The sequence below is a fragment of the Paenibacillus lentus genome (genome assembly GCF_003931855.1).
Lineage (GTDB): Bacteria > Bacillota > Bacilli > Paenibacillales > Paenibacillaceae > Fontibacillus > Fontibacillus lentus.
Window position 1 is genome coordinate 3,202,583 of sequence record NZ_CP034248.1, and the last position, 11,109, is coordinate 3,213,691.

Here is an 11,109-nt window from a genome sequence, read left to right on the forward strand (position 1 = left end):
TGGTTAATAATGCAAGAGGGCTATACCCTCTGGAGGTTTTGTATCATGTACGATTGGAAACAGGTAGACCCCCTGATGCAGCATCAGGGGGAAAAGGTGCTTAAAACATTGGTGAAATCCGGTCACAGTGCCTATTTCGTTGGAGGCTGCGTGCGGGATGAGCTGATGGGCCGCCCGGTTCATGATATGGATATCGCGACTTCAGCCAAGCCTGAGTCGGTGATGGATTTATTTGAACGAACGATTCCAACCGGCTTGCAGCACGGTACGGTTACCGTAGTGATGGGCGATTATCCTTTTGAGGTTACAACTTTTCGGAAGGAATCCCATTATGAGGATCATCGGCATCCAGCAGCCGTCGAATTTGTAAGCGGTATTGTAGAAGACTTGCAGCGGCGCGACTTCACGATGAATGCGATGGCTCGCAGTCTGGAGGGCGAACTGACCGATCCCTTTCAAGGATTGTCGGATATCCGAAAAGGAGTCATTCGCTGCGTCGGAAAGGCAGAGGAACGTTTTGATGAGGATGCGCTCCGCATGATGCGGGCGATTCGCTTTGCATCGGTGTTCGGTTACCGTCCTGTAAAGAGCCTGTGGCGCGCTTTGATAAATGGAAGGGATAAAATAACTTATGTGGCGATCGAACGCATTAGAGCGGAACTGGAGCGGCTCCTGCTGGGTGCTTATCCGCTCCGAGGGCTGGAGCTCCTACGACGCAGCCAACTGCTGCATCATGCGAAAGCTCCGTTTATAGAACCATGCAAGCTAACTCGGGAAGGTGCAAAGCGGCTTCAAGCGCTGGATTATATGCCGGCCGAGCCCCAAGAGCTTAGGTGGTCGATGCTGCTTCAAGGGCTAGCCATTGCAGCGGCTGAAGCGGAAGTAATCATGAAGGAATGGACGTTCTCGAATCAAGTTGCGATGACAACTTCTCAAATCATGAGGTTCGATGAGGCTTGGAACGAGATAAGGGCCTCCTTGGAACCGGGAGATACCGAGCAGCTTCGTCGCAGTTGGGTGGAGATTGAGCTGCAGTATGGACAGACCATCAGTCGATTATGGTTGGACCGACAAAGCCGCTGGCTGGCTTATCTTGGAGAGGAAGACCGGGCTGCACAGCTTCGTCTTCAGAAAGAAGAAATGCAGTGGCACCTGGCAGTACCTGTGCATGATTTGAAAGAGTTGGCCATTCGCGGCGGCGATGTACTGACTACGTTAGGTTTAAAGGGTGGGCCCTGGCTTGGCGAACTGATGAAGCGGCTATTGCTGCTTGTAGCTGTCGGCGATGTTCCGAACGAGAAGGAAGCGTTGCTTGAATATGTGAAAGCTGTGGTGAAGTGAAAATGAGTCATAGTCGCTTGCTCGATCTGCTGTTATCGCAGCCGGGCCAGTATGTATCCGGTGAGGAGATTAGCCGGAAATTATCGATTAGCCGGACGGCGGTGTGGAAACAGATTAATAAGCTCCGTGAGGAAGGCTATGAATTTGATGCGGTCTCTCGGAAGGGGTACCGACTCATTAGCAAGCCTGAGCGATTAGAATACAGCGGCTTGCTGCAGGCGATGAATACAAAGTCTTTTGGCCGAAAGTTGAAGCTGTTGGAGGTAACGACATCCACGCAAGAGGAGGTTCGCCTGCTGGCGGAGCTAGGAGCTGCGGAGGGGACGCTTGTCATTGCCGAAGAACAGACGATTGGCAGAGGAAGACAAGGCCGGAGATGGCACTCGCCTGCTGGTAAAGGGGTATGGATGAGCTTGTTGCTTCGTCCGCCGCTTCCTTTAACAAGAGCGCCGCAGCTTACTTTGTTAAGCGCGGTGGCGGTATGTCGTGCCATTCGAGCTGTAACGGGAGTAGAGGTGGGTATTAAATGGCCAAATGATCTTCTTGTTCATGGACGGAAAATATGCGGGATATTGTTAGAGTCGATTGGCGAGGATGAAATGATCCGCTATTGTATTGCGGGAGTTGGCATTGATGCGAATCTTGAACCTAGTGATTTGCCGCCTGAGCTACGGACCATTGCGACTTCGCTACAGATCGAAAGCGGCCGAAAGGTTGATCGTGTCGTATTGATCGGTGCGGTTATTGCGGAGCTGGAGAAATTCTATGAGTTATATCTGGAAGAAGGATTTGCCCCGATAGGTCATTTATGGGAGGCGCTGTCGGTTACGACAGGCCAAGATATCACTGTAAAGACGGCTCAAGGAGAAGTGAGGGGTCGAGCGATGGGTCTGGATGAGAACGGAGGACTACTCGTTATGCAAGAAGATCACAGGCTAACCACAATTTTCTCTGGAGAAGTGCAAATTGACGGGTGTAATCCGTAAAAAACTTTGCTATACTGTCCACATAAGGCGGTATCGATGTTTCGAGCTGCACTTATGTGGACATTGTAATGAGGAAGTGAATAACCGTCATGACCGTAAGTATATTCGGTTGCGTCGGATTCTGCTCTGAGCCGAGAAGGACCGAGACAGAAGGGACGAACGAGAAAAGTGACTCTTCTTTGGATTCGGACCTTTTTAGCGCTATAACGATAAAAGGTTTATTTGTCGTTGGCGCGGGGAATTAATCGGTAAACCCATCTATAGGCTTCGAAAACCAAAAGGAGATGAAGAGAATGGCTGCAAAACGCGCTCTAAACATTGTTAATCTAAAAAAGATGAAACAGGATAAAATTCCGCTCACGATGATTACAGCTTATGATTATCCTTCCGCCAGTTTGGCGGAGGAAGCGGGGATCGACATGATTTTGGTCGGAGATTCCCTTGGCAATGTGGTGCTAGGCTATGAGACAACGATTCCGGTAACAGTTGAGGATATGGTCTACCATACTCGGGCGGTAGCACGCGGAGCTCAGCATACTTTTATCGTCACGGATTTGCCGTTTATGACTTATCATGGCAGCATTGATGAGACGCTGCGGGAAGTCAGAAGGGTGATGCAGGAGGGACATGCCCATGCTGTAAAGCTGGAGGGAGGCGCTGAGATCGCCTCTACGGTTCAAGCTGTCGTACAGGCAGGCGTGCCTGTGCTGGGACATATCGGCCTGACACCGCAATCTGTTAATCAAATCGGCGGGTATCGCATTCAAGGCAAAGATGAGAAGGATGCTAGGCGCCTTATGGAGGACGCCAAAGCCTTGGAGCAGGCAGGAGCGTTTGGGATCGTCCTGGAGCTGGTGACCGAAGAGGTTGCTGCCGCGATTTCCAAGGAGCTTGCAATTCCGACGATCGGAATCGGGGCTGGACGAGGCTGTGACGGGCAGGTGCTCGTGTTCCATGATGTACTGAAATATACTTCAGCCTACCGGGAGAAAAAATTTGTGAAGACTTATGCTGACATCGGAGATCAAATCCGCAGCGGCATTTCAGAATATGTAAATGAAGTGAAGACACGAGCTTTCCCAGGGGAGCAGCATGTTTTTGCTGCAGATGAGAAAGTAGTGGATGGTTTGTACGGAAAAGGGAAGGTGGACAGGCAGTCATGATTGTTTTGACGGATATAGAGGACGTAAGAGCGCATTTGCGAGCTGAACGCCTTGCTGCAGCTAGAGAAGGGAAGGAGCTGCAGGTCGGATTTGTTCCTACAATGGGATTTTTGCACGATGGACACGCCAGTCTGCTGCGGAATGCCCGGATGGACAATGATCTCGTCGTATTGAGCATCTTTGTAAATCCGATCCAATTCGGACCAAATGAAGATTTTGAACGTTATCCGCGCGATCGGGACAAGGATATGTCGCTTGCCAAGCGCGAGGGAGTAGACATTGTATTTCTGCCAACGGTAGAAGAAATGTATCCGGAGCCGACCAAGACGAAGGTTCTCGTCTCTGAACTGACGGATCATTTGTGCGGCGCGGCGCGTCCGGGTCATTTTGACGGAGTGACGACAGTAGTTAACAAGCTTCTCAATATCGTCGCCCCGCAGCGAGCGTATTTTGGACAGAAGGATGCGCAGCAAGTTGCAGTAGTCACGCAAATGGTTATGGATCTCAATATGGATGTTGAGATTATTCCGTGTCCGATTGTGCGTGAGGAGGACGGCCTTGCCCTCAGTTCCCGCAATGTATACTTAACGCCAGACGAACGACAGGCCGCGCTTGTGCTATCGCGCTCCTTACGGCAAGCTGAGCAGTTGGCTAGGGAAAGCGAGGAAGCTACGGTAGAGGATCTCTCTCAGGAACTGGTCCAAATGATCGAGTCTGAGCCGGAGGCGAAAATCGACTATGCGGAAGTCCGCCGTTTTCCTTCCTTGGCGTCTTTGCCCGGTTCTATGCGCGTTAAGGAAGTAGAAGGAAAAATATTGCTGGCTGTTGCCGTTAAATTCGGAACGACCCGGTTGATTGATAATGTTATTTTAACGATGGAGGGAGATAAATAGCTATGTATAGAACAATGATGAAATCCAAAATTCATCGGGCTACGGTAACCGAGGCAAATTTGAACTATATAGGAAGCATCACTATAGATGAGGATTTGATGGAAACCGCAGATTTGCTCGAGAATGAAATGGTGCAGATCGTAAACAATAATAATGGCGCGCGCTTAGAAACTTATGTCATTCCAGGACCGCGCGGCAGCGGGGTAATTTGTCTGAATGGGGCTGCAGCCCGCCTGGTTCAGCCTGGAGATCATGTCATCATCATCTCCTATGCGCAAATTTCTGCGGAAGAGCTGAGAAGCCATAAGCCTACAATCGTGTTTGTCGATGACAACAATCGTCCATTGGAGACCGTGGAGCAAGAAACCCACGCCACGGTTCGTTAGAGAAGAAGGCTTCTTGCTGTCCTCTGTCATGCAATTTATGCCTTCGGGAATGAAAAGCCCGCCTGAAACAAAAAATGAACATAAGGCCTCATACTGATTTCATTTTCGTTAAAGGGTGGGTTGCGGATGATGTTTCAACATGTATTTGCGGAAATGAATGAAATGTTGGATGAAATTGCCCGTCATTATCCAATCGCTCAAGGTGTTCATAAACACGAACTCTCCAGGAAGTGGCATCTTCTGCAGCAAATGAGCGACTCCATGATTGAAGAATGGCTTAATTTTGAGGAGAAGATGGGGACGCTGCGCCAAAGCGGTATTCGTCTTGAGGAGAAATGCGAGCTGGATTATCCGGAAATGAACGACGATGCATTTGTGAAAGGTCAGGGGTATTATAAGTTGCTGATGTTTTCTCAATCTCTACTGCAGTTTCAAGCTGTTCTAGAGGAATATCCGGAAAGCTTGATCGGCCGCACTTATTTGGCGATGTGCCACCTTCATTTGGATCAAAGCGATGAGGCTGTGCATTATTTTGAAGAAGTCCTCAAGGCTGCGGCTAATAAACGGCTGCGCTCCATTATTTACAATGCGCTTGGCTGTATTGAGGTGAAACGGGGAGCCCGCAGCAAAGCGAGGGAGTATTTCACCCTGGCTTATCATAGCGACCCCACTTTGCCGGAGCCGTTAGCAAATTGGGAAGCTTGTCTGCACAGTACAGGAAAGCTTCAATATGGCACTCAGCTTATATCTTTGCTGTAGCCGACTTGCAGAAGCGATGCGCGATTCGTTATATTACGGCGCATCGCTTCTTTTGTATTTATCTGTATTAATTTTCAAAACGTCCATCTTCTGTTATGCTGTTAAGAGAAGTAAAGACTGGAACGAAAGGGACCATGGAACGAAAAATGAAATATGCTGTACTTGACTTTGAGACGACAGGCAATCAGTCCTCCGATGAGATCATTCAAGTTGGACTTGCAATTATAGATCATAATTTGACCGTATCCCAGGTATATCATTCATTTATCAAGCCGACGATACCGATCCCACCTTTCATTACGGGATTAACGGGAATTACTGAGGACGACGTCAAAGATGCACCGGACTTGGATGAAGTCATGATGGAAATGGTCCCGCTCCTCAACGATGTTGTGCTCGTGGGGCACAATGTGGCTTTCGATTTTAATTATCTGCAAAGCGCATTGGACAAGACGGGGTATCTTCCGTTTACGGGACGCATTCTGGACACGATGGATTTCTTGAAAATATTTTACCCATCGCTCAGTTCTTACCAGTTAGGGCTCGTTGCCGCCGAGTTTGGCGTTGAACATGAACGGCCCCATCAAGCCGATAGCGATGCGCTGGCGACGGCATATGTGTTTCTGAAATGTTTGGAGGAATTGGCCGGTTTGCCGCTTCTTACCGTACAGCGGTTAGCTGATTTGTTCGCAGGAGAAGACAGCGATTTGGGCTGGTTCTTTGATGCGGCATTGCAGGAAAGAGAGCTGCAGGGCGAACAGAGTACGGATGGATTTGCCTATTACCGTCAATATGCGCTGCAAGTCGAGGATTGGAAGGATATCGTTCCAGCCAGAGATCATATGGTTGACAACCCGCTCGAAAATATCAGCTTCGAACAGTTTATGGAGCAGGTGAGAGAACGGCTGCGCTTGAAGCTGCCTCAGTATGAGGAGCGTGAAGCGCAGAATATGATGCTTGAGGATGTGATGCAGGCCTTCGATGAGGAGAAGCACCTTCTTGTGGAAGCGGGTACGGGTACAGGGAAATCGCTGGGCTACTTACTTCCAGCCATCTATCATGGCGTAAAGCATAATGAGAAGGTCATGGTAAGCACGCATACGATTAACCTGCAGGAGCAGCTCCGGGAACGTGATGTCCCGTTGCTGACCGAGGCTGTGCCTTTTCCTTTTCGCGCAGCAGTGTTCAAGGGAAGAAATCATTATTTGTGTCTGCGTAAATTTGAACATAAAATAAGTAGGAAAGACTTTGCATCTCCCAAAGAAGAAATCATGATCGCGGCGCAAATGGTCGTGTGGCTTACACAAACCGAGACGGGGGATGATGAAGAGCTTAATTTAGGCAATCGCGGCGGAGATTTCTGGGACACCGTAGCGAGTGATTCGGATTCCTGCCTTGGCCGATCATGCCCGTGGTTTAGGAAATGCTATTACCATAGAGCTAAACATGAGGCCGGGGTTGCCGATGTTGTGATTACGAACCATTCGAAGCTGTTCACGGACATTCAGGCTGGGCATCAGCTTCTTCCGGGATATGAGCGGCTTGTCATCGATGAAGCGCATCATTTGGAGGATGTCGCAGGCAAGCATCTTGGCCTTCATATGAAATATTTCACAGTAGTCCATACATTGACCCGTTTGTTCAAGGATAGTAAAACCGGACAACTGCCTAATCTAAGAATCCTGCTTCAGAATACACCAAGTGAGAAGTCGGTGGACTGGTGCGGGATTATCGATGGCATTTATCCGGCGCTTATAGACGTGAAGGAGAGCTGGGATAAGCTCAGCGAGATGTTATTCTCGTTGATGCCCGAACGCAGTGACGCGGCTCCTGGCGATCCTGGACAGTTCGTTCTCCGTTTACACCCGCAGAAGAAGCCTAAGGATTGGGATACGCTTAGCGCGCTCGAAAATCATATTTATGTCCTGCTTGGCGAGGTAGTCCGTAAGGGTGAACGCATGATGAACGATATTCGCGAAGAGCAGGAGGATTATGGAGCAGACAGCTTGCTAACGGATATTAATGGTCTGTTCAAAGACCTGGCAACGGAGCGGGAAGCTATTCGTACGTTTATGAAGCTGGATGACGAGGAAACCGTGTATTGGATCGAAGGAAACGGGAACTACCGCAGTCGCTCTTTGCAGATATATGCGGTTCCAATCGATGTCAGTAAACAGCTCAAAAATTACTTCTTTGACAAAAAGAAGAGCGTGGTCATGACCTCGGCTACTTTGTCCGTGGATAAGTCGTTTCAGTATATGATTGATCAACTGGGACTGCAGGAGGCTGCCGATACCGATCGGCTGCTAACCTCGATGCTTCCTTCTCCGTTCAACTATAGGAACCAGGCTCTGCTGGTCATTCCTCGGGACTTTCCGAGTGTAAAGGGCAGTGTGGGGGACGAGCATTTCGTAAATATGCTGGTGCAGTCACTGGCAGATACGGCAGTAGCTACGCGCGGACGTATGCTGGTGCTCTTTACGTCTTACCGTATGCTGCGACAGGTTTATGAACCGCTGAAGGAGCATTTATCCTCCGAGGGTATTACCGTCATTGGCCAGGGCATGGATAGCGGCAGTCGCACGAAGCTGACTCGTAGATTTCAAGGCCAGGAAGCCTCTGTTTTGCTCGGTACGAGCAGCTTCTGGGAAGGTGTGGACATTCCTGGAGAGGCGCTGACAAGCCTGGCGATCGTTCGCTTGCCTTTTCAGCCGCCCAATCATCCGCTTGTAGAGGCGAAGAGCGAACGGCTGCAGAAGGAGAAGAAGAATCCGTTTATGAAGCTGTCCGTACCGCAGGCCGTCATACGTTTCAAGCAAGGATTTGGGCGCCTGGTTCGCTCTTCGCAGGATCGCGGCATAGTTGTAGTTTACGACACGCGCATCTTGGAATCTTACTATGGAAAGTATTTTTTATATTCACTGCCTGGGCCTAAAATGGAACATATGCCGACCGAGCAAATGGTTCCGAGAATTTCCGAATGGCTTGACGTTTGCGAAGTCCAGGAAGTAAAGGAGCAATAACCGTAATTCATATCGCGCCATTTTAAGGGGAGAAAAGCTATGAAATCAGAGAAAATTTCCGATGCGGTTGTACGCAGATTACCTGTTTATTTGCGTTTCCTCAATGAGCTGAGCCTGCGTGAAGTGCCGACGGTGTCCTCTCAGGAACTAGGTCAGAAACTTGATCTCAATCCTGCGCAAATTCGTAAAGACCTAGCTTATTTTGGGGATTTTGGTCGTAAAGGCATCGGATACGATGTATCATATCTCATTGAGAAAATAAGACAAATCCTAAATTTGGATCAGCAAATCAACGTAGCTCTTGTAGGAGCTGGTAATTTAGGTCAAGCATTGTCCAACTATAATGCATATTTAAAGGATAATATGAAAATCGTGGCGGTGTTCGATGCAGCACCGTCTAAAATCGGTAGCAAAATCAACAATATTACTGTACAGCCGATCGATGAACTCGTTGAAACAGTAAAGGCATTAGGTATTCGGATCGGAATTATTACCGTGCCCCATTTTGAAGCTCAGCGGGTTGCCGATCAACTTGTGGCTGCTGGCATCGGGGCGATTCTAAACTTTGCGCCAACGATATTGAAGGTTCCGCCAGAGGTAAGAATTCATGCGGCCGATTTCACGACGGATTTGCTCAGTCTAGCTTATTATTTGCATGATGGAAAGGAACTAACTTCTAATGAGTCGTAAAATGTTAATTGAGAACGGCACATTTGCCGTTTTGGAGCAGGATCAAACCGTTATCGACGGCTTTATGCTCGTTGAGGATGATCTTCTTACCTATATTGGTTCTGAGCGTCCGGATCACTGCGATGATGCCGAAGTGCTGGACGGCAGAGGACTGTTGTTTCTGTCAGGCTTAGTCAATACGCATGGTCATGCGGCTATGTCGCTGCTCCGCGGCTATGGGGACGACATGGTGCTGCAAAAATGGCTGCAGGAGAAAATGTGGCCGATGGAAGCAAAGTTTACAGGGAGCGATGTATACTGGGGGACGGCGCTGTCTGTACTGGAAATGATCAAAGGAGGCACAACGACCTTTCTGGATATGTATGACCATATGGATCAGGTTGCCCAGGTAACGGAGGAATCGGGTATTCGTGGCGTGCTTATGCGCGGGGCAATCGGTCTTTGTCCGCCGGAGGTCCAGAAGCAGAAGCTGGATGAAGCCGTGGCTTTTGCCCGGAACTGGCACGGAAAAGCCAACGGCCGGATAACGACGATGATTTCGCCGCATGCTCCTTATACTTGTCCGCCGGACTACATCGAGCAATTCGTGCAAGCCGCGCATGATCTCGATTTGCCGATGCATACCCATATGTCAGAGACTCAAGCCGAAGTAGAGCAAAATGTAGCCGATTACGGTGCGAGGCCGGTAGAGCACTTGCTTAAGCTGGGAATGTTCTCTCGCCCGACCTTGCTTGCGCATGGCGTGCATTTGACGGATGAGGAAATTGAAGTGCTTGCCGCTCATAAAGTCGCTATTTCCCATAACCCGGGAAGTAACTTGAAGTTGGCGAGCGGTGTGGCTCGAGTTCCTGAGCTGCTGAAAGCAGGAGTTACTGTGTCCTTGGGAACTGACGGCGCAGCGAGCAATAATAATTTGGATATGTTCGAGGAAATTCGGCTTGCCGCTTTGATCCATAAAGGGGTATCGGGCGATCCAACGGCTGTGCCGGCATTGGAAGCTTTGCGAATGGGCACGGAATACGGCGCGCAATCGGTGTTCCTGAACAATACGGGCAAGCTTGCTGCGGGAATGAAGGCGGATTTCATCGCTCTTAATACAGAGCAGGCGCATTTTGTGCCTAGAACCGATTATGTGTCTCATGTCGTATACTCAGCAGGCCCGAAAGATGTTGAGCATGTATGGGTTGATGGGAAACAAATCGTGAAGCACGGCGTTTGTCTCACATTGGATGAAGAGCGGATTCGCCACGAAGCTCAAGCGGCATTTGAGGGCTTGTTGTCCAGATAATCAGATAGCATTGAGATAGATTTAAGTTTGGTATTAGAGAGGAAGAGAAGGTTGAAGAAGAGAACCCAATGGATCCTGCTCTCTATTCTCATTCTGCTGCTGGTACTCTTCGGCCTTCATCGTTTTTATGTATATATACAGCAGGATATTTGGATTGAGGAGAAGTCGGCGATTCAGTCGGCTAAGCAGCAAACGAGTATTATTTCGGTCGATAAGACGTGGAAATCGGTTTGGGATGAGGTTTGCTGGGTCATTAAAGGGAAGAATGAGAACGGTGAAGAGCTGATGGTTTGGCTTCCGGAGAGCGGAGAAGCCCATGAAGAGCTTCTGGCCAATGGAAAGTCGGAGCAGCAAATCCGGAATATCATCAACCAATCGCTACCCGGGATCAGAATTGTCAGACTCATGCCCGGGATCTATGAGGATGAGTATGTATGGCAGTTGTTTTACAAGGAAGAAGAGCATCATTATTATCAATTCTTCCGGTTCAGCGACGGCTCGGCTTTGCCTGATAAATTCACGCTACCCAATCGATGATCAATGGTAGAGTTTAAGGTTATAAGACACACAGCACTGTGCA

At 49.1% G+C, this 11,109-nt stretch carries 10 protein-coding genes; all 10 read left to right on the forward strand.

Going from position 1 to position 11,109, the window contains the following annotated elements:
- Positions 1-45: 45 nt before the first annotated feature.
- The 10 genes from EIM92_RS14405 to EIM92_RS14450 all read left to right on the forward strand — a co-directional run bounded on the left by EIM92_RS14405 (position 46) and on the right by EIM92_RS14450 (position 11,066).
- Positions 46-1,341 carry a CCA tRNA nucleotidyltransferase gene (locus tag EIM92_RS14405; RefSeq protein WP_125083239.1) on the forward strand — a complete coding sequence of 432 codons (1,296 nt, stop codon included), beginning with the start codon at positions 46-48 and terminating at the stop codon, positions 1,339-1,341.
- Positions 1,342-1,343: 2 nt separating this feature from the next.
- Positions 1,344-2,327, forward strand: a complete 984-nt coding sequence (locus tag EIM92_RS14410; RefSeq protein ID WP_125083240.1) for a biotin--[acetyl-CoA-carboxylase] ligase — start codon at positions 1,344-1,346, stop codon at positions 2,325-2,327.
- Between the two features lie 293 nt (positions 2,328-2,620).
- On the forward strand, positions 2,621-3,490 hold the full coding sequence (gene panB, locus EIM92_RS14415; protein WP_125083241.1) for a 3-methyl-2-oxobutanoate hydroxymethyltransferase: 870 nt from the start codon (positions 2,621-2,623) through the stop codon (positions 3,488-3,490).
- Positions 3,487-4,383 carry a pantoate--beta-alanine ligase gene (gene panC, locus EIM92_RS14420; RefSeq protein WP_125083242.1) on the forward strand — a complete coding sequence of 299 codons (897 nt, stop codon included), beginning with the start codon at positions 3,487-3,489 and terminating at the stop codon, positions 4,381-4,383. The genes panB and panC overlap by 4 nt, the downstream gene beginning before the upstream one ends.
- Before the next feature lie 2 nt (positions 4,384-4,385).
- Complete coding sequence (panD, locus tag EIM92_RS14425) at positions 4,386-4,769, forward strand: aspartate 1-decarboxylase (protein ID WP_125083243.1); 384 nt, start codon at positions 4,386-4,388, stop codon at positions 4,767-4,769.
- A 126-nt stretch (positions 4,770-4,895) separates the two neighbouring features.
- On the forward strand, positions 4,896-5,528 hold the full coding sequence (locus tag EIM92_RS14430) for a tetratricopeptide repeat protein (protein ID WP_211344375.1): 633 nt from the start codon (positions 4,896-4,898) through the stop codon (positions 5,526-5,528).
- Between the two features lie 146 nt (positions 5,529-5,674).
- Positions 5,675-8,551 carry an ATP-dependent DNA helicase DinG gene (dinG, locus tag EIM92_RS14435; RefSeq protein ID WP_125085196.1) on the forward strand — a complete coding sequence of 959 codons (2,877 nt, stop codon included), beginning with the start codon at positions 5,675-5,677 and terminating at the stop codon, positions 8,549-8,551.
- Positions 8,552-8,590: 39 nt separating this feature from the next.
- Positions 8,591-9,241, forward strand: coding sequence for a redox-sensing transcriptional repressor Rex (locus EIM92_RS14440; RefSeq protein WP_125083244.1), 651 nt, complete (start codon positions 8,591-8,593; stop codon positions 9,239-9,241).
- Positions 9,231-10,529 carry an amidohydrolase gene (locus EIM92_RS14445; protein WP_125083245.1) on the forward strand — a complete coding sequence of 433 codons (1,299 nt, stop codon included), beginning with the start codon at positions 9,231-9,233 and terminating at the stop codon, positions 10,527-10,529. Before EIM92_RS14440 ends, EIM92_RS14445 begins: the two co-directional genes overlap by 11 nt.
- Positions 10,530-10,580: 51 nt before the next feature.
- Positions 10,581-11,066, forward strand: coding sequence for a cell wall elongation regulator TseB-like domain-containing protein (locus EIM92_RS14450; protein ID WP_125083246.1), 486 nt, complete (start codon positions 10,581-10,583; stop codon positions 11,064-11,066).
- Positions 11,067-11,109: the final 43 nt, after the last annotated feature.

Bases quoted from the DNA above. Each gene is read 5' to 3' on its own strand.
- panB (WP_125083241.1), top strand. From the start codon at position 2,621: ATGGCTGCAAAACGCGCTCTAAACATTGTTAATCTAAAAAAGATGAAA.
- EIM92_RS14405 (WP_125083239.1), top strand. From the start codon at position 46: ATGTACGATTGGAAACAGGTAGACCCCCTGATGCAGCATCAGGGGGAA.
- EIM92_RS14445 (WP_125083245.1), top strand. From the start codon at position 9,231: ATGAGTCGTAAAATGTTAATTGAGAACGGCACATTTGCCGTTTTGGAG.
- dinG (WP_125085196.1), top strand. From the start codon at position 5,675: ATGAAATATGCTGTACTTGACTTTGAGACGACAGGCAATCAGTCCTCC.
- EIM92_RS14410 (WP_125083240.1), top strand. From the start codon at position 1,344: ATGAGTCATAGTCGCTTGCTCGATCTGCTGTTATCGCAGCCGGGCCAG.
- EIM92_RS14440 (WP_125083244.1), top strand. From the start codon at position 8,591: ATGAAATCAGAGAAAATTTCCGATGCGGTTGTACGCAGATTACCTGTT.
- panC (WP_125083242.1), top strand. From the start codon at position 3,487: ATGATTGTTTTGACGGATATAGAGGACGTAAGAGCGCATTTGCGAGCT.
- EIM92_RS14430 (WP_211344375.1), top strand. From the start codon at position 4,896: ATGATGTTTCAACATGTATTTGCGGAAATGAATGAAATGTTGGATGAA.
- panD (WP_125083243.1), top strand. From the start codon at position 4,386: ATGTATAGAACAATGATGAAATCCAAAATTCATCGGGCTACGGTAACC.